This window comes from Chryseobacterium indologenes (assembly GCF_001295265.1).
GTDB classification, from domain to species: domain Bacteria; phylum Bacteroidota; class Bacteroidia; order Flavobacteriales; family Weeksellaceae; genus Chryseobacterium; species Chryseobacterium indologenes_A.
Window position 1 is genome coordinate 25,684 of record NZ_LJOD01000018.1, and the last position, 23,772, is coordinate 49,455.

14 protein-coding genes are annotated in these 23,772 nt (G+C 40.2%); 13 read left to right on the top strand and 1 reads right to left on the bottom strand.

Annotated features, from left to right (window positions below; all coding sequences use genetic code 11):
- The first annotated feature begins 152 nt into the window (after positions 1-152).
- The 8 genes from AOB46_RS19785 to AOB46_RS19825 all read left to right on the top strand — a co-directional run bounded on the left by AOB46_RS19785 (position 153) and on the right by AOB46_RS19825 (position 11,092).
- Positions 153-1,478, top strand: coding sequence for a sigma-54-dependent transcriptional regulator (locus AOB46_RS19785; protein WP_062702637.1), 1,326 nt, complete (start codon positions 153-155; stop codon positions 1,476-1,478).
- Between the two features lie 522 nt (positions 1,479-2,000).
- On the top strand, positions 2,001-3,695 hold the full coding sequence (gene kdpA / locus AOB46_RS19795; protein WP_062702647.1) for a potassium-transporting ATPase subunit KdpA: 1,695 nt from the start codon (positions 2,001-2,003) through the stop codon (positions 3,693-3,695).
- A 144-nt stretch (positions 3,696-3,839) separates the two neighbouring features.
- Complete coding sequence (gene kdpB, locus AOB46_RS19800; RefSeq protein WP_062702648.1) at positions 3,840-5,879, top strand: potassium-transporting ATPase subunit KdpB; 2,040 nt, start codon at positions 3,840-3,842, stop codon at positions 5,877-5,879.
- 12 nt (positions 5,880-5,891) lie between these two features.
- Complete coding sequence (gene kdpC / locus AOB46_RS19805; protein ID WP_062702650.1) at positions 5,892-6,449, top strand: potassium-transporting ATPase subunit KdpC; 558 nt, start codon at positions 5,892-5,894, stop codon at positions 6,447-6,449.
- An 11-nt stretch (positions 6,450-6,460) separates the two neighbouring features.
- The gene (locus tag AOB46_RS19810; RefSeq protein ID WP_082377301.1) at positions 6,461-7,546 is read left to right on the top strand and encodes a porin; all 1,086 of its coding nucleotides are present in this window, start codon (positions 6,461-6,463) and stop codon (positions 7,544-7,546) included.
- A 169-nt stretch (positions 7,547-7,715) separates the two neighbouring features.
- Positions 7,716-8,825, top strand: coding sequence for a histidine kinase (locus tag AOB46_RS19815; protein WP_062702652.1), 1,110 nt, complete (start codon positions 7,716-7,718; stop codon positions 8,823-8,825).
- Positions 8,826-8,830: 5 nt separating this feature from the next.
- A complete protein-coding gene (locus AOB46_RS19820; RefSeq protein WP_062702654.1) occupies positions 8,831-10,546 on the top strand; it encodes an ATP-binding protein in 1,716 nt (571 codons plus the stop codon).
- Between the two features lie 72 nt (positions 10,547-10,618).
- Positions 10,619-11,092: a hypothetical protein gene (locus tag AOB46_RS19825; RefSeq protein WP_062702656.1), complete on the top strand. Its 474-nt coding sequence runs from the start codon at positions 10,619-10,621 to the stop codon at positions 11,090-11,092.
- 101 nt (positions 11,093-11,193) lie between these two features.
- On the opposite strand, the gene ligA is transcribed toward AOB46_RS19825, so the two are convergent.
- Entirely contained in the window at positions 11,194-13,200 is a 2,007-nt protein-coding gene (gene ligA, locus AOB46_RS19830; protein ID WP_062702658.1) for an NAD-dependent DNA ligase LigA, read from the bottom strand.
- 239 nt (positions 13,201-13,439) lie between these two features.
- Here ligA and AOB46_RS19835 point away from each other — a divergent pair, with 239 nt between their 5' ends.
- From AOB46_RS19835 to AOB46_RS19860, 5 genes are all read left to right on the top strand, one after another.
- On the top strand, positions 13,440-16,538 hold the full coding sequence (locus tag AOB46_RS19835; protein ID WP_062702660.1) for a TonB-dependent receptor: 3,099 nt from the start codon (positions 13,440-13,442) through the stop codon (positions 16,536-16,538).
- A 61-nt stretch (positions 16,539-16,599) separates the two neighbouring features.
- Positions 16,600-17,346: a glycerophosphodiester phosphodiesterase gene (locus AOB46_RS19840; RefSeq protein ID WP_062702662.1), complete on the top strand. Its 747-nt coding sequence runs from the start codon at positions 16,600-16,602 to the stop codon at positions 17,344-17,346.
- A 403-nt stretch (positions 17,347-17,749) separates the two neighbouring features.
- Complete coding sequence (locus AOB46_RS19850; RefSeq protein WP_062702666.1) at positions 17,750-20,707, top strand: SusC/RagA family TonB-linked outer membrane protein; 2,958 nt, start codon at positions 17,750-17,752, stop codon at positions 20,705-20,707.
- A gap of 10 nt (positions 20,708-20,717) precedes the next feature.
- Entirely contained in the window at positions 20,718-22,166 is a 1,449-nt protein-coding gene (locus AOB46_RS19855; RefSeq protein ID WP_062702668.1) for a SusD/RagB family nutrient-binding outer membrane lipoprotein, read from the top strand.
- 14 nt (positions 22,167-22,180) lie between these two features.
- Positions 22,181-23,770: a calcineurin-like phosphoesterase C-terminal domain-containing protein gene (locus AOB46_RS19860; RefSeq protein ID WP_410470277.1), complete on the top strand. Its 1,590-nt coding sequence runs from the start codon at positions 22,181-22,183 to the stop codon at positions 23,768-23,770.
- The last annotated feature ends 2 nt before the right edge of the window (positions 23,771-23,772 follow it).

Below are 23,772 nucleotides of genomic sequence, written 5' to 3' on the forward strand. Positions count from 1 at the left end.
AAACTCCTATGTTATCATTATGCCTGTAAGGCTGATGGAGTACTGCTAAAAGGAGGGTTGGGCATTCCTCCTTTTCCTTCTTTCAGAAAATTCCTTTTTTCACTCGGGGAAAATTCAATAAGTTTGCATCAGGTTTTCCAAAAATAACGACTATGTCCGGAAACATTCTGATCATCGATGACGAGATCAAGCTCCTCAGATTATTGGGGATGATTCTTTCCCAGGAGAATTTTAATGTAAAAGAAGCTTCCACCGCACGCTCTGCCATGACGATGCTGGAACAGTATGATTTTGATGTGGTGCTGAGTGATGTAAGGCTCCCGGATGCATTCGGGGTAGAACTTGTAAAATCTATTAAAACCAAATATCCGCATCTTGAACTCATCCTGATGACGGCTTTCGGAAATATAACAGATGCGGTACAGTCCATGAAAAACGGAGCGTATGATTATCTGGTGAAAGGTGACGATAATGAAAAGATCATTCCTCTGGTCTATAAAGCGTTGGAAAAAGTGAAAGACAACAGGGCCGGAATTGTACAGAAATCAGCCGGTTCAAAAGGATTCGGACAGATTGTAGGAAACTCTCCCTTGATTCTTCAGGCGAAAAAACTTGCAGAAAGGGTGGCTTTAACGGATGCAGCAGTTTTTCTGACGGGAGAAACAGGAACCGGAAAAGAAGTCTTTGCCAATGCCATTCATGAAGGAAGCGGAAGGAAGAAAAATAATTTCGTAGCCATCAACTGTTCTGCATTCAGCAAAGAAATTCTGGAAAGTGAACTTTTCGGTCATAAGCAGGGGGCTTTTACCGGAGCAGTGAAAGATAAGAAAGGTTTGGTAGAAGAAGCAAATGGCGGAACCCTGTTTTTAGACGAAATAGGGGAGATGCCTATAGAGCTTCAGGCTAAGCTACTTCGTGTTCTGGAAACCGGAGAATTTATCAAAATGGGTGAGACTAAAGTCTCAAAATCAGATTTCAGACTGATCGCAGCTACTAACAGGAACCTGGAAGAGGAAATCAGGCAGGGAAATTTCAGGGAAGATCTGTATTTCAGGCTCAACGTCTTCGAGATCAGCCTTCCACCGTTGAGGGAAAGAAAAGAAGACCTGAAAATATTAGCTAAAAATTTCATCGATATATTTACTCATAAATTACATCTCTCACCGGTGCAGGTAGATCCCGGATACTATAAAGCCCTGGAAAAAAACGACTGGAAAGGGAATATCCGTGAGCTTAGAAATACTATAGAACGGAGTCTGATCTTAATGGATGATCACACCCTGACCGCTGACTGTCTTCCGAATTATTCTGAAAAAAATATTTCCGAAAATGATTCCATGAGTATGCGCTCCCTGGAAAAGATACATATCCTGAAAGTTATTCAATACACCAAAGGAAACAAAGCAGAAGCTGCAAGACTGCTTGAAATAGGTATTGCCACGCTATACCGCAAACTGGAAGAATACGGACTTCGATAATAAATAACGGATAATGAGTAATTTTGCCAATAGCCAATAGCCAATAGCCAATAGCCAATAGCCAATAGCCAATAGCCAAGTGCTAAATCCTATCATTTCAATAACGGGCCTATCATTTTGATAGGCTTTTGTATTTCTGTATAGCTGTGTGTTTTAATATAATATTTTGATATACAATGTGTTGTGTTCTTTTTTCTGAATTTGGACTTTCTTTTGGCATATGGCCTATGAATAAAATATTTAAAAATGACAATTTCAGGAAAAACGTTCAAAAAACGGCAGTATGCTTTTTTAAGCCTGCTGATGGTCTCGTATGTAATGCTCACTCTTTTAATCTTAATAATAAAAATATGATGTTTTTAGGTTGGGTACTGCTGTGTGCAGTTATGTTTTGGCTCTTATATAAATCCGTTGAATTTTTTGATAGAATATAAAGGTATGTGGAGTTTATTTTTCCTTTCAATACTGGCTTTTGTGTACATCTGTTATGTTTTGATGAAACCAGAAAAATTTTAAAAGGTCATGAATACAGAAATTTTAGGCATTATTGCCATGTTTGTTATCACGTTGGTAATCGGAATATTTTTAGGTAAATATATTGCCAATGTTTATGGGTACAGAAAGACCTTTTTAGATCCTGTTTTTAAGCCCGTTGAAAAATTAATTTATAGAGTTTCCGGGATTAATCCGGCCCGTCAGATGAACTGGAAACAGAATATGTATGCCATGCTGACCATCAATCTGATATGGTTTATTATAGGATTCCTGATCCTGCTCAACCAGTCCTGGCTTCCTTTAAATCCTGACGGAAATCCCAATATGTCTCCGGATTTAGCTTTTAATACAGCGATTTCATTCCTGGTCAACTGCAATCTCCAGCATTATTCGGGAGAAACAGGAGTAAGCTATTTAAGTCAGCTGTATTTAATGTTCCTGCAATTTGTAACGGCAGCAACTGGAATGGCAGCGATGGCTGTACTTTTCAAAGCTTTTAAAGAAAAAACAACGACAGAACTGGGAAATTTTTATGATTATTTCATTAAATCCGTCATAAGAATACTCGTTCCGATAAGTCTTCTGGTAGCTTTAATCCTTTCAGCGAACGGAAGTCCGATGACTTTCGAGGGTAAAGATCATATCATCACTCTGGAGGGGCAGAAAGCCGATGTTTCAAGAGGGCCTGTTGCCGCATTCGTTGCGATCAAGCATCTGGGAACAAACGGAGGAGGGTTCTTCGGGGCCAATTCAGCCCATCCGCTTGAAAACCCGAATTATATCACCAATATGACCGAAATGGTCACCCAGATGATTATTCCTTTTGCACTGGTCTTCGCTTTAGGATTCTATCTGAATAAAAGAAAGCTTTCGTGGGTGATTTTTACTGTAATGACAGCCGGGTTTCTGGCTCTGGCCGTCCCGAATATCATCAATGAAACCAACGGAAATCCCCTGATTACACAAATGGGAGCAGACAGCAGCCTGGGAGCCATGGAAGGTAAGGAAATCCGCTTCGGAAGTGCAGCGTCAGGATATTGGAGCATTGCTACCACAGTAATTTCAACAGGTTCGGTAAATGCCATGCATGACAGCACAATGCCCCTTTCCGGAATGAATGAGCTTCTGGCCATGATGATCAATTGCTTTTACGGCGGATGCGGCGTAGGAATTCTGAATTACTTTATCTTCATTATTCTCGCTGTTTTCATCAGCGGACTGATGGTGGGTCGTACCCCTGAATTTATGGGTAAGAAAATTGAGGCTAAAGAAATGAAAATAGCCATGATCGTAGCCCTTTTCCATCCATTCCTGATTCTTGTAGGCACAGCTTTGACAGCTTATTTGCCAGAATTTGGGGCGGAAACATTAAATAATCCCGGTTTCCATGGCTTCAGCGAAATGCTGTATGAGTTTACTTCTTCATCAGCCAATAACGGGTCAGGATTTGAAGGACTGGGTGATAATACCCCATGGTGGAATATTTCAACAGGAATTGTTCTGCTGCTGTCCAGATTTATCCCGATCATAGGCCCGGTAGCTATTGCAGGGTTGCTGGCGCAGAAAAAATTCATTCCTGAAAGCTCAGGGACATTAAAAACGGATACGGCGACTTTCGGATTTATGACCCTGGCGGTTATAGTACTGATTGCAGCACTGTCTTTCTTCCCCGCACTGACTTTAGGCCCTATTGCAGAACAAATTCAATATTTCACTAAATAAAATGAAAGGCTCAGAAATCAGGAAACTTAATTATTACCAGCTGAGCCTGTCTATCAACCTATTAAAAATAGTAAGAAAGATAAGGAAGATAGGTCTGAGACTTTCTGACCTTTTTGAATTTCTTAATCAAAAAATATAAAAACAATGAAAAATCAGTCACAGACATTGTTTCAGAGAGATTTGGTGAACGAAGCCATTAAGCAATCTTTCGTTAAACTGAATCCTAAAATCATGTTTAAAAACCCGGTGATGTTTCTGGTGGAAATAGGAACCCTTGTCATGTTTATTGTCAGTATGTTCAGCCTTACAGGTGATAAAACACAGGGAAGCTTCTCTTATAATTTTTCAGTATTCATGATCTTGTTTTTTACGGTGTTGTTTGCCAATTTCGCAGAAGCGATTGCAGAAGCCAGAGGAAAAGCCCAGGCGGATACGCTTAGAAAAACCCGTGAAGAAACTCCTGCTAAGCTGGTGGTCAGCAATAAACCGGGATTCCAGGTAGAAACTGCTTTAAAAATGTCTGCCGAAATGAAATTAGGAGATATTTTCCTTTGTGAAGCCGGAGACCAGATCCCGATGGACGGAGAAATTATAGAAGGTCTGGCAACAATTGATGAGTCTGCCATTACCGGGGAAAGTGCTCCCGTAATCCGTGAAGCCGGTGGAGACAAAAGTTCAGTAACCGGAGGAACAAAAGTTCTGTCAGACAGAATCAAGGTAAAAGTAACCACCAAACCGGGAGAATCCTTTCTTGATAAGATGATTGCCCTGGTAGAAGGAGCTTCAAGGCAGAAAACACCTAACGAAATCGCATTAACCATACTCCTGGCAGGATTTACCCTGACCTTTATTATCGTTACACTCACTTTAAAGCCTTTTGCAGACTATGCGCAGACACCGATTACGATTGCGGCATTTATTTCACTTTTCGTTTGTCTCATTCCAACAACAATCGGAGGTCTGCTTTCTGCAATCGGTATCGCGGGAATGGACCGTGCATTAAGGGCCAATGTAATCACCAAAAGCGGAAAAGCTGTAGAAACCGCCGGAGATATTGATGTTCTGCTTCTGGATAAAACAGGAACCATTACCATCGGTAACCGTAAAGCAACCCAATTCCATCCTGCAAACGGAATAAAGACTGAAGATTTTATCAAAGCTTCCGCCCTAAGTTCTGTAGCTGATGAAACTCCGGAAGGGAAATCCATCATAGAATTAAGCCAGCTGAAACCGGAAGATCTGCTTGTTCCCAATCCTGTCTACATAGATTTTACAGCGGAAACAAGAACATCAGGAATTGATTTTGAAGATACACGAATCAGGAAAGGAGCCTATGACACAATAAAAAAACTGACTGAAAAAGCCGGCAATACCTTCCCCGAAGAAACACAGAAGGCCGTAACCCTAATTTCTGAAAATGGAGGAACACCGCTTGTCGTAATCGTTAATGAAAAAGTCTGGGGAGTTATCGAACTTCAGGATATTATTAAAACCGGAATCCAGGAACGTTTCCAGAGGCTGAGAAAAATGGGCGTGAAAACGGTGATGGTTACAGGAGATAATCCTTTAACAGCTAAATTCATTGCTGAAAAAGCAGGTGTGGATGATTTTATTGCAGAGGCCAAACCCGAAGATAAAATGAATTACATCAAAAAAGAACAGCAGGAAGGAAAACTGGTAGCGATGATGGGGGACGGAACCAATGATGCTCCGGCTCTTGCCCAGGCAGATGTAGGTGTAGCCATGAACAGCGGGACCCAGGCTGCAAAAGAAGCCGGAAACATGGTGGATCTTGATAACGACCCTACCAAGCTGATTGAGATCGTGGAAATTGGAAAGCAGCTGCTGATGACCCGCGGAACACTGACGACCTTCAGTATTGCGAATGATGTAGCCAAATATTTTGCAATTATCCCGGCTCTTTTTATCACCTTCATTCCTTCACTTCAGAAACTGAACATTATGAATCTTCACAGCCCGGAAACAGCCATTCTTTCTGCGGTTATTTTCAACGCAGTGATTATTCCGTTCCTGATTCCATTGGCACTAAAAGGAGTAGCTTATAAACCAATTGGTGCCAGCGCACTGCTCAGAAGAAACCTTCTGATTTATGGTTTGGGCGGAGTTATCGTTCCGTTTATCGGGATCAAAATTATTGATGTCGTGATCAGTTTATTTTATTAAAAATTTTTAAAAATGAAAAATCATATTATATCAGCATTCAGACTAACTTTGGTTATGCTGGCGGTTATAGGAATTTACCTGCTTCTGGTGTATGGAGGCTCAAAAGTACTTCCTACAAAAGGAAATGCAGAAATCATTACCCGGAACGGACAGAAATATTATGCGAATATCGGACAGAATTTCAGTTCTGCAAAATACTTTCACGGACGTCCTTCAGCAGTGGATTATAACGCTGCGGGAAGTGGAGGAAGCAATAAAGGACCCGGTAATGAAGAATATCTGGAAACCATACAGAAAAGAATAGATGCCTTGAAAATGCAGAACCCGGGAATGCGGGAAGCTGAGGTTCCTGTGGAGCTGGTAACGGCAAGCGGAAGCGGGCTCGATCCTGACATTTCTCCAAACGGAGCTCTGTATCAGGCAAAAAGAATTGCTAAGGAGAGGAATCTTTCTGAAGAAGAAGTAAATAATTTAATTAAAAATCAAACTGAAAAACCATGGCTGGGTCTTTTCGGACCTGCAAAAGTAAATGTGCTGAAGCTTAATATTGCTTTAGACCAGTTAAAATAATGTACAATATTATGAAAAGATATATCGTGGCCGGAATTTTAGCCGGAATTTTCTTCCCGAAAGCACAAGCTTCAGATTCATTGAAAATAGAAAATAAAATAACGTTTTCTGCCTATGCGGAACTTTTTTATACGTATGATTTTAATGAACCTGCAAGCCATTTGAGACAGAATTTCCTGTATTCTTACAACAGGCACAATGAGATGAATCTTAATTTAGGGCTGATAAAAGCCAACTATCAAAGTGAAACGCTGCGCGCCAATGTTGCCCTGATGGGAGGAACTTATGCTCAGGACAATATGGTGGCAGAACAGGATGCCCTGCGTTATGTAAATGAAGCCAACGTAGGAGTCAGAATTTCCAAAACTAAAAATCTGTGGGTGGATGCAGGGGTTATGCCTTCCCATATCGGGTGGGAGAGTGCTGTTGGAAAAGATAACATTAACCTCACCAGAAGCCTTGCTGCTGAGAATTCCCCCTATTTTGAAACCGGTGCTAAAATTTCCTATACCTCAGATAATGGAAAATGGTTTCTGAGCGGATTGGTCCTGAATGGATGGCAGAGAATTGCAAAAGCTGAAGGAAATCAAAGTCTTTCTTTCGGACATCAGGTGACCTATAAGCCCAATGATAAAATAACTCTGAACAGCAGTTCGTTTATCGGAAATGATAAAGCAAAAGAAGAGAAAAGAATGCGCTATTTTCATGATTTGTATGGAAGTTTCCAGCTGACGGACCAATTTTCAGCGGTTTTGGGTTTTGATATCGGAGCCGAACAGAAAACGAAAGGAAGTAACAGCTATAATATCTGGTATACTCCCAATGTCCTGATGAAATACCAATTGGATTCTAAATGGGCATTAGCAGGAAGGCTGGAGTATTACAACGATAAGAATGGAGTAATCATCAGTACAGATACCCCCAATGGTTTTCAGACCTTCGGTTATTCCCTGAATGTGGATTATGCGATTCTGAAAAACGTAGTATTCCGTACGGAGGCGAGAAGTTTTACCTCTAAAGATGCCATTTTTGCAAAGAATGATCAGATGAAACAGGGCAATTTCTTTATTACTACAAGTCTGGCTGCCTGGTTTTAAGGAGAGGAAAAAGGGTGAAAGCCGGAAGAAGGATACTGGAAGTTACTTTCGGTTATTTTTCCTCTTTCAGCCTATATCAATCAAATATTTTTCCCTGAACAGAAGCTAGTTATAAAGATCAGAAGAACATCAAAACATAATTATTTCAAATTCATAGCAAAAACAACCCATGTCATCAGCCAAACATTTTTTAGAACTGATCCAGAAATCCCGGAAAGGAAAATTTAAAATCTACATCGGGATGAGTGCAGGCGTAGGAAAGACTTTCCGCATGCTTCAGGAGGCACATGCACTATTGAGAAACGGTATTGATGTAAAGATCGGGTATATAGAAACCCATGGCCGGGAAGAGACAGAAGCCCTTACGGAAGGAATTCCGGAAATAGCGAGAAGATCGGTCTTCTATAAAGGCAAAAACCTGGAGGAGATGGATCTCCAGACGATCATCAATGAACATCCTGAAGTGGTTCTGGTGGATGAGCTGGCGCATACCAATGTAGAAGGTTCTAAAAATAAAAAAAGGTGGCAGGATGTGCTGGAAATCCTTGACAACGGAATTAACGTCATCAGTGCGATGAATATCCAGCATATTGAAAGTCTTAATGAGGAAGTGAAAAAAATTACGGGAATAGAAGTAGCAGAGCGTGTTCCTGATAAGATCCTGGCTCTTGCTGATGAGGTGGTGAATATTGACCTTACTGCCGATGAGCTTCTGACCCGCCTGAAAGAAGGAAAGATCTATAAAAAAGAAAAAATCCAGACAGCGCTCAGTAACTTTTTTCAGAGCGGACATATTTTACAGCTTCGTGAGCTGGCTTTAAAGGAAGTGGCAACCCATGTGGAACGGAAGGTGGAAACAGAAATTAAAACTGAAAATTTCAAGCCTATAAAATTTCTGGCCTGTATCAGCAGCAATGAAAGGATTGCGAAGAATATCATCCGGAAAACAGCCCGTCTGGCAAGTTATTACAACAGCCCATGGACCGTTTTATATGTTCAGAAACCCTCTGAAAATCCTGAAAAAATTGCCCTCGACAAGCAACGGTATTTGATTAATAATTTTAATTTAGCACAGGAATTGGGTGCGAAAGTGGTGCGGATAAAAGAAAGCAGTGTACATAAAGGTATTCTGGAATATGTTATTGCCCATAATATGACCACAGTATGTATCGGGAAGCCTCACTCAAGCCTATGGCAACGCCTTTCCGGTTACAGCTGGATTTACACGCTCATGAACAGACTGAATGAAAGGCAGGTAGATATTATTATTTTATCGTAGAAGTAATGAAACTTAAAACAAAACTCACTTTAGGCGTAGGTCTTTTATTTTTGCTGATTGTTCTGCTTTCGGTAATTGGCTCCGTGTATATCAACAAGCTGAAATCAGATACGGAAAAGATTCTTACTGCCAACTATAACAGCCTGGAATTTTCCAAAAATATGCTGCTGGCCTTAGATAAGATCAGTATAGACAGTGCTGTTGCCGTAACCGATTTTCAGAAAAACAATAAGCTTCAGGAAAAGAACCTTACGGAATTCGGAGAGAGAGAAGCTACCCAGAATCTTAATCTTCACTTTCAAAGCTATCTGAAACAGCCTTCTTCCGATAAGGAAAAACTGATCCGTGAAGATCTGTCCAGGATTATGTCCCTGAATATGAAAGGTATTGAGCGCAAAAGTGATATTGCCATCATTACCGCTGAAAATGCTACATTCTGGATTGTAAGTCTGGGAACAGTCTGTTTTCTGATCGCTTTTATTCTGCTTTTTAATCTTCCCCAGACTATTGCAGAACCGATTAACCAGCTAACCTTCAGTATCCGGCAGATTGCAGATAAAAATTACAGCGAAAGGGTTCATTTCAAAGGAAGTGAGGAATTCAGCAGCCTGGCAGAATCTTTTAACATCATGGCGGAAAAGCTTCAGGAATACGAAAGCAGCAGTCTTTCCAAACAGCTGATGGATAAGAAACGGATTGAAACCCTGGTTAACAATATGCATGATGCCGTAATAGGACTGGATGAAAATCATTTTATCTACATGATTAATGATGAAGCGCTGAAAATTACAAATCTTAACAAAGAGGAAATTATCGGAAAAACGGCTCATGAAGTGGCTGTGAATAACGATCTGATGCGTGAACTGCTTAAAAATATCGAACATCCGGTTACCGAACCTATCAAGATCGTCCGGGATAACAAGGAAAATTATTTTGAACAGGATATTATTCCTATCAACATTGCCAAAACTGGGGAGAAAGAGAAAAAATATATCGGAAAAGTGATCCTGTTGCGGAATATTACCCCTTTCAAAGAGCTTGATTTTGCTAAAACCAATTTTATAGCAACCATTTCCCATGAACTGAAAACACCTATTTCAGCTATAAAAATGGGAGTCCAGCTGCTCGGTAACCAGAAATTCGGGGAATTGAATGAACAGCAGAAAGAATTATTGAAAAGCATTAACGAAGACGGACAGCGCCTGCTGGATATTACGGGAGAATTGCTGAACCTTTCACAGGTGGAAACCGGAAATATCCGTCTGACTGTCGAAAAGTGCTCACCAAAAGAAATAGTACAGACTGCTGTGAAAAATGTTGAAAAGCTGGCGGAACAGAAAAATATTTCCATTACCACAGAATATCTTATTGCTGATGATGATTTTGTCGCAGCCGATTTCGATAAAACGGTCTGGGTAATGAATAATTTCCTCACCAATGCACTGAAGCACTCGTTCCAGGATGAAACCATTCAGATTCTGGTAGAAAAACGGGACACTTTCATTCAGTTCAGCATTACCGATACAGGAAGCGGTATTGATGAAAAATACCACCGCCAGATTTTCGACCGTTATTTCCAGGTTCCAGGAGAACACCAGAACGGAACAGGACTTGGGCTCGCTATTTCCAAAAACTTTATTGAAAAACAGAACGGCGAAATTGGAGTGCAAAGCTCCCCGAATCAGGGAAGTACTTTCTTCTTCAGACTGCTGGTTTCATAAGGATTATTGCCATATATTTGAACAGGGAATATTAAATTTATTCTCATTAAAAACTTCTAATCTTATCTCTTAATGCCGACAGATCCTTTTGTTTATTTTTTTTATGCAATTCCCGCATTCTTTGTGGTTTCAGGAATTTTCTTTTTTATACAGAAAGATAAAATTATAGAAAAGTATAAGCAGCCGGATGCAGTGATATTAAAAAACATCAATGGAACTATGTCGACTGTCATTAAAAGTTCTCTGAGTTATAATAAAAGCTTTCAATGGTGTAGTTTTGAGATTCTTATGAATCAGAATTCTATGTTTTTGTTCCGTCGTAATTTTTATATCATTCCGAGAGGATGCATTAATCTGAGATTTAAATCTGATGTAAAGAATACAAGAAATCCAACGGTTCTCAGGGAGTTTAAAATCAATGCGAGTTCTGTTGAGTTGATCTATTATCCTGATTATATGATCAATGCAAAACGTACCATTTCTTTAAATGGTCTGAATGAAGAACAGATTTTACTTTTTCAGAAAGCTTTGAATAAGCAGACATAATTTTACTATTATTCATATCGGAAGCGAAGCAGGAAAAGGAAAAATAATAAAGAGGCTGCCTCAATGCGAGGCAGCCTTTTATGTAATAATTATTTAGCTGGCTACTGTTTTTCAATCAGATCTAAAAATTGTTGCTCATCATAAATGGTAATCGTTCCGATGTCCTGTGCTTTTTTCAGCTTGCTTCCGGCTTTTTCACCTACCACAAGATAATTCAGATTCTTGGAAACGGCAGAAATATTTTTCCCGCCATGCTTTTCTACCATTTCTTCTGCCTGTTCTCTGGTGAAAAGTGACAGTTTTCCGGTGAAAAGGAATGTTTTTCCTTCCAGCACGTTAGATAGAACTTCATTAGTGCTTTCTCCCTTTTCAAGTTGTACACCGTACGATTTTAAACGTTCGATCATCAGGAGGTTTTCAGAATTTTTAAAGAACTCTTCAATGCTTACCGCAATCTTGGTTCCGATGTCTTCTACCTGGCAGAGCTCTTCTACAGAAGCATTCTTCAGCTCTTCTATTGTAGGGAAATTTTTCACCAGCTTTTTGGCAACCGTTTCACCCACATGTTTAATTCCGATTCCGTACAGAACTTTTTCAAACGGGATTTCTTTGGATTTTTCAATTCCTGAAATGATGTTCTGGGCAGATTTTTCAGCCATTCTTTCCAGCGGAAGAAGCTGTTCTTTCGTGAGAACATAGAAATCAGCCGGATTTTCAATCAGTTTTTCCCTGTACAGCTGCTCAATCGTTTCACTTCCCAGGTTTTCAATATTCAGGGCCTTTCGGGAAACATAATGAATCATTCTTCCGACCACCTGAGGCGGGCAGTGAAGCTCATTCGGACAGAAATGGATGGCCTGATCTTCAATTTTTACCAGCTCCGTTCCGCATTCCGGACAATGTTTGATGTATTCTATTTCGCGGCTTTCGTCCGTTCTTTTTTCCGTATTCACGCCTACAATCTTCGGAATAATCTCTCCGCCTTTTTCCACATACACAAAATCCTGTTCGTGCAGATCCAGCTTTTTGATGATATCCTCATTGTGTAGAGAAGCTCTTTTCACGATCGTTCCGGCCAGTAAAACAGGCTTCAGATTGGCAACCGGAGTAATCGCTCCCGTTCTTCCCACCTGGTAGGATACGCTTTGTAATTCTGTCTCTACTTTTTCCGCTTTGAATTTATAAGCCATCGCCCATCGTGGAGATTTGGCGGTATAACCTAATTGACGCTGCTGCTGTAGAGAATTTACTTTCAACACAATTCCGTCAATCTCAAAAGGAAGATTATGACGTTCCGTATCCCAGAAGCTGATGAACTCCTTCACCTCATCCAGAGTTCTGCACAGTTTTGCCTGCTGGGATGTTTTGAAACCCCAGCTTTGTGCTTTCTGAAGCAGTTCCCAGTGGGTGTCTGTAGGGAAATCCTCGGAAATAAACTGGTAAAGCACCGATGAAAGCCCGCGTTTTCTTACCTCTGCGCTGTCCTGCATTTTTAAGCTTCCGCTAGCGGTATTTCGTGGATTCATAAAAGGATCAAGACCTTCTTCTTCACGCAGCTTATTGATCTTGTCAAAATTCTTTCGGGTTAAATAAATTTCACCTCTCATAAAAAAATGAGGAGGAAAATCACCTTTCAGGGTTAATGGAATATCGGAGATCGTACGGACATTCGGGGTAATTTCGTCTCCCTGGAAACCGTCACCACGGGTTACAGCCTGTACCAGCTTTCCGTTTTCATAAAGGATGGAAATAGAAGCGCCGTCATATTTAAGTTCCGCAACAAATTCTACAGGATCATTGATGGTTTTTATAATTCGTTTCTCCCAGTCTTCAAGATCATCAAAATCATAAGAGTTATCCAGAGAATACATTCTGAATTTGTGTTGAATGGTTGGGAAAACCTTTGTAATTCCGCCTCCTACACGTACGGTAGGTGAGTTTTCATCATAAAATTCAGGATGCCGGGCTTCAAGATCCTGAAGCTGTTCCAGTAACATATCAAATTCATAATCCGATATGGTAGGGGTATCCAGAAGGTAATAATTTTCGTTATGCTGATGAAGCTCTTTCCTGAGCTGTTCAATCTTTTGCTGTATATTTTCAGACATTCCTTTCTATCTTTTGAGCAAAAATAACTAAACTAATTTCATTTAAAAAATAACAGAATCAAATAGTACAGGAAAATTAAAAAACCTTAATATCAGTCAAGATGTTGGTTGTGTTAATTTTAGAATAAGTGTTCATTATAATTTAACATAACGTTATAGTTTTATTGAAAATTTGTTAAAACTCTCTTAAACAGAAGCTGCCGTAAGTCAAAATACCTTTGCACATCTAATTTGTAAAGATGAGAAAAGTAAAGATTGTACTGGGATTATTGTTTCTGGGATTTGGAACTTTAGCATATGCGCAGACTACGCAGGCTTCCATTGTGGGAAAAATAACAGGATTGGGCCGGGCTGCTCAGGAAAAAGTGAAAGTAACGATCGTGAACGAGTCTACAGGGTTCAGGACGGAGACAGAGACCAACTCAAAAGGAGAGTATATTTTTAAGGAAATACCTTTGGGGGGACCTTATACAGTGATTGTTGATGATGAGAAGAAAGAAGGCTACAATGTTAACTTCGGAGATCAGGTTACTGTGAATATGACTATAGGAACCGGAGAAAAAGTACTGGATGAAGTAATTGTTACCGGAAATCTGAAAAATAAGATCGGAAATCTGGGGGCTGCTACAGCCATTTCTGCCAAAAACATCAGTATGCTTCCTGTGAATGGGAGAAACTTTACCAACCTTACAGAGCTGTCACCTTTAAGCGGTAAAGGCGGAAACCTGTCCGGGCAGCTGGGATCTTCCACCAATTTTACCATTGACGGGATGACAGCTAAAAACCCAACCTCAGCAGGATCCACAACGAGCAGAAGCGGTGCGCCGTTTTCTATTTCCATAGAAGCGGTACGTGAATTTAAAATCACCACCAACCAGTATGATGTTACCCTGGGCAGAAGCGGAGGAGGAACCGTAAGTGCCGTTACCAAATCGGGAACCAATACATTTTCCGGAAGTGCCTGGGAATATTTAAGAACAAACTGGCTTTCCAGCCCTTACGACATCAGGGGAAATAAAAGAGATAATGACTTTTCTACTTCACAGTTCGGGTTTTCATTAGGTGGGCCGGTTATTAAAAATAAACTTCACTTCTTTGTAGCATGGGATCATCAGCTGGATTCCAGACCGTTAACTATCGCAGATATCAGATCGAAAGATGACGAAAAAAGATTCAATACCACAACAGAAACCCTGAATCAGTTCCTGAATATTGCAAGATCAAACTATGGGGTAGGAAATTCACCGCAGTTCGGTACCTTCGATAAGGTGAGAAACTCTGATGCTGCCTTTTTACGTCTTGACTGGCAGATCAGTCCCAAACATTTACTGACATTAAGAAATAACTTTACATATGATCTGAATAAAAACGGCCTGGGTGATAATACCAGCATCAACTTCTTTGAATCCTACGGAAACGATAAGAACTTTGATAACAGCTTACTCCTGACGTTAAGATCGAATTTAAAGCCTAACCTGACCAATGAGCTTAAAGCACAGTATCTCTATACTTTCCAGGACAGTTATCAGAACAGCCAGCTGGGAGGCCCTGTACCGAGAGCTATTGTTGAAAATATTGTTTCTCCGGGAGTAGGGGCAACCAATATTCAGATCGGAGGTCATCGTTTTGCCCAGGAAAGTTTTAAAAACAATGTATTCCAGCTTGTAGACAATTTGTATTACAATACCGATAAAGTTAAATATACTTTTGGAGCTGATCTGATGTTTACTACCGCAAAATCAGTGTACGGAAGTGAGGTGAACGGAAGATTCCATTTTAAAGAAGATGATAAAAAATATCCGTCCAATCTTTACAACTTTGAAAACTTCAGGCCTTACAGGTTTTACAGGGAAGTTCCTTTAATGGATGATCCGTCCGTAAGATCCAATATCTGGAATATTGGAGTATATGGTCAGTTCCAGACCAAAATTGCAGAAGGCCTCGATTTGATGGCGGGGCTCAGATTAGATTACGGAGGGTACCCGAAAGCGGAGCTGAACCAGAAACTGTATGATGAAATGGGAATCAGAACAGATCATAAAATCAAATCATTTGTGATCCAGCCCAGATTCCAGTTTGAATGGAATATCAATGAACAGAACAAAGACTTCTTAAAATTCGGTGCCGGAATCTTCTCTTCAGATATCAACAATTACATGGTGATCAATAACCTGGTTTTCGACGGGAAACATTTGGCAACGGTGGATGTAGATCCTATGGCAGTAGGTCTTGTTCCGGATTTCTACAGCTATAGAAGAGATTACAGCACTGTTCCTTCACTTGCTCAGTATCAGATTCCTACCATCAATTATACAGGTGAAAATGCAAGAGTTCCGATTGTTTATAAAGCAAACATCTCTTATACCCATTTCTTTAATGAAAGATTCAGAGCGGGAATTGCAGGATATATGGCTTTAGGAAGGAATAATTATTTCTACTATGACAGAAACATGAAGGCCAATCCGGAATTTACATTGGCCAATGAAGGTGGAAGAGGTGTATTTGTGCCTGCTTCATCCATTGATGAGCTGGGAAGAACAGACTGGAAAAAAGGAAGGATTAACAATAATTTCGGAAGAGTGCTGGAGCTGGTCAGCGATGGTAAAGTCAACCAGTTTTCTTTTGTAGTGGACACCAGCTACCGTTACTGGAAAGACGGAGAGATTACAGCAAGTTATACATGGTCTGATATTAAAGACAATACTTCATACAACGGAAACGTAGCCAATTCTGCAACCCTGTCTACCCTGATCCAGAGTGATCCCCGAGATCTGAGGATGAGCTATTCTGATAACCAGTTCAGAAATAAAATTGTGCTGTATGGTAACTCACCAACGATTGCCGGATTTACGCTTGGAATAAGGTATTCAGGCATCGGAGGGACACGTTTTTCATTAACGGCAGGAGGAAACGTGAACGGAGACTTCGTAGATTCAAATGACTTAGCCTATATTTTCCCGGATATTACCAAACCGCTTCTTGATGATCCGGCTGTGGGAAAAGCCCTGAAAGACTATATCAGCGAATATAACAACAAAATTGCTGAGCGTAATGCAGGGAAGAACGGCTTTTATGGTGTTTGGGATGTACGTGTAGCAAAGAAAATTAAATTTAACAAAATTGGCGCGTTTGAGCTTTCCGTGGATATTTTCAACGTAGCTAACCTGCTTAACAAAGAATGGGGTGTTAACAAATCGTACGGAAATGTGGCCCTGTACAGAATAAAAACATTCAATCAGGCAACAAGACAGTTTGAATATATTAAAAACGCAAACGGTTTGGCTCCGCTTTCGGGAAATCCATACCAGATTCAGATTGGAGCGAAATACAGCTTTTAACAATTTAAACGTATCTTTATCAAAAGTTAATCAGACTTTTAATTAATTATCAGATTATATTATGAAAAATTTTATCTTAGGGTTAGCAGTTTTAAGTACAGTTCTCATGAAGGCACAAACCCAGATCATTGCACACAGAGGCTATTTCCAGTCTCAGCCTGCGACCACAGAAAATTCCATTAAGTCATTGGAAAATGCTCAGAAATTAAAAATATACGGATCCGAATTTGATGTAAGAATGACGAAAGACGGTGTACTGGTCGTAAATCATGATGAGCACCACGGTAAGATGGAAATCTCAGAAACTTCTTTCAAAGAACTGGAAACATTAAAATTATCGAACGGAGAAAAATTCCCGACCCTGAAAGATTATCTTAAGCAGGGTAAAAAAGATCCGTCTATGAAACTTATCGTTGAGATCAAGCCGGATAAAACCCCGGAAAAGGAAAATGAGATCACCCGGAAAACCATTAAAATGATCAAAGAAATGAAGCTGGAAAATCAGAGCGAATTTATTTCTTTCAGTCTGAATATCTGCAAAGAGATCAAAAGACTGGAACCGGCATTCAAAGTACAGTATCTGAATGGTGAGCTGTCTCCTGAACAGATCAAAAAAGAAGGTCTGGACGGGATGGATTACCATTACAGCGTGTTCCAGAAAAATCCATCATGGATTGCTGAAGCGAAAACATTAGGATTGATTACCAATTCCTGGACCGTGAATGATCCTTTAATCTATGAAGAGCTGAAAAAGCAGGGAATCGGTTTTATAACCACAAACATTCCCGATCAGCTTAAAAATAAATAAATTCTGCTGAAAGAATTAAAGATTACAGCCTGTCTCCCTAAAAAGAGGCAGGTTTTTATTTGAACATGAGTTTCAATAAAAGATATACATGTATTAATAAAATCTGCATCAGCTAGAGAAATAAATCCGGAAAAATTAAGCTGTTTTATTTTTAAGCTATTGTTTATCAATGTTTAAACCAGTTTTGTTTTTATTCTCCCTGAAAAAGACAATAAAGATAGGCAAACGCTCCCGGGAAATAGTATTAAAAATCCTTAATTTGTTAAACACTTGTTTATTAGGATTGTATTTAATGTTAACAATAATAAATTAACATTTTGTTTAATAAATATTTAAAAAATGTTAAAACCGTATTAAAATCATAGTCATAATGTCGTTTTAATTTTGCGCAAACAAAAAGGATATGCGTAAAGAGACACAGAAACTGTTGGTTTTATCGCTGCTGGGATTAGTCAGCGTTAATCTGACAGCTCAGCAGAAAGTAAAAAAAGATACGATTAAAGGCATTGATGAAGTGGTAGTTACTGCTTTAGGAATCAAAAGGCACGATAAGGCTTTAGGATATGTTGCAGAAAAAGTAGGCTCGGCAGTTTTTGAGGAAACACAGAATAACAACTGGGCACAGTCAATGGAAGGAAAAGTGGCCGGATTAAAGATCCAGACCGCCGGAGCAGGACCACTGGGAACTTCCCGGATTACCTTAAGAGGAGAAAAATCCATGATTATGGACCATAACTATGCTCTGATTGTTGTTGACGGTGTTCCGTTGGGAAATTCTACCACAGGTTCCGGAACTCCGGCTTACGGAGCAGGTTCCGGAGGAGATGTTCCCATTGATTTAGGAAACGGATTAAACAGCATCAATCCGGATGATATTGAATCAGTAACGGTTCTGAAAGGAGCCTCTGCAGCTGCTTTGTACGGTTCACGTGCGGCAAATGGTGCTTTAATGATCACGACGAAATCCGGAAAAACCAAAGACGGAAAACTGAGAGTAACCTTCAATTCATCTTCAAGTTTTGATACCGTACTGAAATGGCCGGACTGGCAGTATGAATACGGACAGGGAACCCTTGCCAAAAATGCTGCGGGACAGTTTTATTATTCTTACGGGCTTTCTCCGGATGGAGCCAGCACAGGCGGAACGAGCAGCGCCTTCGGACCAAAATTTGCAGGGCAGTACTATTTTCAGTATGATCCTACGGTACAGGGCCAGAGCCTGGAAAGAAAAGAATGGAGGGCTTATAAAGATAATATTAAAGGTTTCTGGAGACCTGGTTCTACCTATTCCAACAGTATTGCTGTGGAAAGTTCAAACGAGAAAACAAGTTTCAGGTCCTCACTTACCTATCTGAATAATGAATGGATGATGCCTAATACCGGTTTTGACCGTTTTAATTTTGCCTTATCTTTTGCGCATCAGCTTACTAAAAAATTAAAAATCTCTACCAAATTCGCATACAACACAACAAAAAGTGATAACCTTCCGGCAACAGGATACAACAACCAGTCAATTTCTTATTTTATGATCTTCCAGAATCCGAATGTGGATCTCGGGTGGTATAAACCGATCTGGAAATACGGTCAGGAACAGGTAGATCAGATCCATCCTTTCAGCTCCTATATTGATAACCCTTACCTCATTGCCTATGAGATGCTGAATGGGGTCAGAAAGAAAAATATTACCGGAAATATTACGGCAGATTATCAGTTCAACAATAATTTCAGTCTGATGCTGAGATCAGGAGTGGAAATTCTGAATGAAACAAGAACAACCAGAAGACCATGGAGCTCTGCCAACTATCTGAACGGCTTCTACAGGGAACAGTATATTAAAAATCATGAATATAATAACGATCTTTTATTCTCTTATAAAACAGACCTTAATAAATTCAGCCTTTCTGCCTCTGCAGGAGGTAGTATCCGATATAATGAATACATAATGACGGATTATCAGGCCATCGGACTGAAAACAGCCGGGCAATATATTCTTACCAATGCCCTTTCTATCCCGGTAAAATATCCTACCCCTGCTGATAAACAGGTAGACAGTGTCTATGGATTGTTAACGCTGGGATATGACAATAAGGTTTTTGTGGATGTTACGGGAAGAAACGACTGGAGTTCCACACTTCCGAAGCAGAACAGATCTTTCTTTTATCCATCAGTAAGCACCAGCTTTATTCTTTCGGATATTTTTAATCTGAAAAGCAATATCATTAATTTCTGGAAACTGAGAGGATCATGGGCCAAAGTAGGTATAGACAGTGACCCGTATCTGCTGGATAACTATTATTCCGCAAGCAATATTACAGGAAGTGTTGTGGCACCTATGACTTTCAATAATCCTAACCTGAGGCCGGAAAAAAACACCAATATAGAAGCCGGTATGGATTTCAGCCTCTTCAAAAACAGACTGAATCTTAACTTTACCGCCTATCGGAACGTGAGTGAAGACCAGATTATTCCTGTATCCCTTCCTTATGAAAGCGGATATTCCAAAAGAGTGATCAATGCAGGGAAAATCCGTAACAGGGGATTTGAATTTTCAGCAGATATTTATCCGGTAAAGATAAAAAACTTCTCATGGAAAGTAGGTGGAAACTGGTCTGTCAATGAAAACAGGGTGATGACCCTTCCTGAAGGATTTGACGGGATTATTTCCGGTGTGGGAGATGTGGTATTCTATAAAATGGAAGTAGGAGGCTCGCTGGGAGATATGTATGGTTTTAAATTATTAAGAACTCCTGACGGACAGGTGATTTATGGAGATAACGGACTTCCTGGAAGACCTGCGGATATAGAAAAAGTAGGCAATGCGTTTCCGAAATGGAGAGCCGGCCTTCAGAATGACTTTAAGATCAGGAATTTCACCATCAGTTTCTCATTTGACGGACAGTACGGAGGAATTGCCTATTCCCAGTCCCATCACAAAATGTCTGAACAGGGAAAGCTTACCTCTACACTGGCAGGAAGGGAAACCGGGATGATTGTAGGAGAAGGTGTTGTAATGAATGCAGACGGAACTTACAGCCCGAATACAAAAGCGGTGAATATCTCTGCTTATTATGGAGACTATTACAGAAGAGCTAATGTGGAAACCAACAGCTTCAGTACAGATTTTATAAAGCTTAGAGATGCCAGGATAGCGTATTCTTTCCCAAGAGAAACCATCAGATCTCTAGGGCTGGAAGATCTTACCCTAGCTGTGTTCGGAAAAAACCTGTGGATGTGGACCAAATTTCCAATGTTCGACCCTGAAGTGGCAACCCTTAATAATTCTACCATTACACCCGGAGTTGAAATGGGGCAGCTTCCTTCAGCAAGAACCATCGGGTTTCAGTTAAATCTTAAATTCTAAATCCAAAACAATGAAAAAAATATTCATACATCTGGCATTAGCGGTTTCAGTCTTCGCCCTTAATTCCTGTGACAGAACTTTTGAAGAAATCAATACCGATACCGGCAGGATCAAAGATCCGTCTGTAGGAAGCCTTCTGGCACCTATTCAGTATGAAATGGGAAGCTACGGTTACAACAGGGCAGATGATTTTACCTTTGATATCATGCAGAACGCTTTGGATTTTCCGAATGAAGGAAATACCTACAGCAGGTATTATATGGATGAAAAAAGTGGGAACGGATACTGGAATACGTCATACAGATGGCTGAAACAGGTCAATGATCTTAAAAAATATGCCATTAAGGAACAGAATAACAACTATCTGGCCATATCCATGGTCCTCAATGCCTGGATTACGGCCAATCTTACAGATGCGTTCGGAGATGTTCCGTTTACTGAAGCCGTAAAGCTGGAAGAAGGAATAATGAAACCGAAATTCGATAAGCAGAAGGATATTTATGTCCAGCTTCTGAATGATCTGAAAACCGCCAATACTTTATTTGATCCTACAAAAACTTTAACGGAAACAGATCTGTTTTATAATGCCAATACCAACAGTCAGACCGGTATTCTGGGATGGAAAAAATTCTGTAATTCACTTTCACTAAGGCTTCTGACCAGAATCCTGAGCAGAAACGGAGAAGTGAATGTTTATGAAAGAATCCGGGAAATTGTTAATAATCCTGCCACTTATCCGGTTTTCCAGAATAATAATGACAGTGCGGTTCTTCCTCTTTCTGGGATATCGCCTTATCTGCCGCCTATTGCACGCCCTCAGGATTTCACCGCATACAGGGCTGCCGGAGAATTTTTCATAAATGCGATGAAAGATAATAATGACCCGAGGCTAAGTATGTTTTTTACAAAAGCTAAAAGCCTGTCTGGGGCTGATCTTGGATATAAAGGCGCACCTTCCGGATATGCGCTGGGAAGCTCTTTTGATTACCAGCCTTCCAATCTTAATCAGAATCTGGCCAAAGCTCCTTTAAAAGTCCTGATTATGACGTATTCTGAAGTGCAGTTTATCCTTGCCGAACTTGTTAATAAAGGAATTATTACCGGAAATCAGCAGACGTTCTATGAAACAGGAGTAAAATCGATTATTGAACAATGGGGAGCAACGGTTCCTGCGGATTACTTCAATAACAGCAACGTGGCTTATAACGGCTCTCTGCAAAGGATTATGATGCAGAAATATATCTCATTGTTTTTTGTAGATCACCAGCAATGGTATGAATACCGACGTACGAAGCTGCCTGTGCTTCCCAACAACGGAGGACTGCTGAATGGCGGAATAATGCCGGTAAGATTTATGTATCCTACAACCACCAAAGTAATGAATGCAGAAAATTATAATGCAGCAGTACAATCCATGGGAGGAGATAATATCAATGTGAAAATGTGGTGGAATAAATAAAAAGAACCAATATTATGAATATTAGAATAAAATTTTTAATGCCTTCTCTGCTGGTTTCAGCAATGGCATTTTCCCAGACATCCGTTTCCGGTTATGTATATGAGGATATCAATAAGAACCAGAAGAAAGAAAACCGTGAAAAAGGGCTGGAAGGAGTTTCTGTTTCCAACGGAGCACAGGTAGTGCTTACGGATAAAAACGGAAGATACAGCCTTCCTGTTGAGGATGGGCAGACCCTTTTTGTGATTAAACCATCCGGATATCAGACTGCATTCAACAGCAATAATCTGCCTCAGTTTTACTATCACCATAAGCCCAAAGGTTCACCCGCCGATTTTAAATACAAAGGATCTGCACCCACAGGAGAACTTCCCAAAGAACTGAATTTCCCGCTTTATAAGCAGAATGAAAGCAAAAATTTCGATATTCTGGTTTTCGGGGATCCTCAGCCTTATACAGAAAAAGAACTGGATTACTTCAAAAGAGGAATCGTAAACGAAGTAAAAAATACGAAGAAAAATGCGGTGTTGGGAATCAGTCTCGGGGATCTGGTAGGGGATAATTTAAGCCTTCAGAAGCCTTATGCAGATGTGATGAGAGAAATAGGTCTTCCATGGTATAATGTTATGGGAAATCATGATATGAACTATGATGCGAAAGAAGATCACCTTTCAGACGAAACCTTTGAAGCGAATTTCGGACCTGCCAATTATTCCTTCAACTACGGGAATGTCCATTTTATTATTTTGGATGATATTCTATATCCTGATCCGAGAGATGGTAAAGGATACTGGGGCGGATTTCGTGAAGACCAGCTGAAGTTCATCGAAAATGATCTGAAGCTGGTTGATAAGAATAAGCTGATCGTAGTTTCTTTCCATATTCCACTGGAACATCATAACGAGGATAACTTCAGAAATGCTGACCGCCAGAAACTTTTTGATTTCCTGCAGCCTTTTGAAAACGTATTGCTGTTATCGGCACATACCCACATCCAGCAGCAGATTTTCTATGGTAAAAAAGCAGGCTGGGCCGGGATAAAAGAACTTCATGAATACAATGTAGGAACCACCTGCGGAGACTGGTATTCCGGAACTCCTGACGACTCCGGACTTCCGACATCAACTATGAGGGATGGTACTGCTAAAGGGTATTCATTCATCAGCTTCAATGATAATCAGTATAAGGTTAAATACAAAACTGCCGGAAAGCCTGAAAACTACCAGATTCAGTTGTATGTACCTAAAGTAATTCCTTATCCTTCAAAAACATCAGCTAAAGTTCTGGCCAACTTCTTTATGGGCAGTAAAAAAGATAAGGTTGAATACAGGATAGACAACGGGAACTGGGAAGCAATGGAATACGATGAAACCGTAGATCCCAATTTTGCTCTTTCCGTTTTCAAGTGGGACAGCACCCAAAACCTTTTCCCGGGCAGAAGACCTTCCAATCCGGAGTTGTCAAAACATATCTGGACCATTGGTTTTCCTAAAAAATTAACCTTGGGAAAACATACTATTGAGGTGAGAGCTTCTGATATGTATGGAAACCAGTTTACAGCTTCCGGGGAGTTCGAGGTTCAGAATCCTGTTATTATTCCATAAGC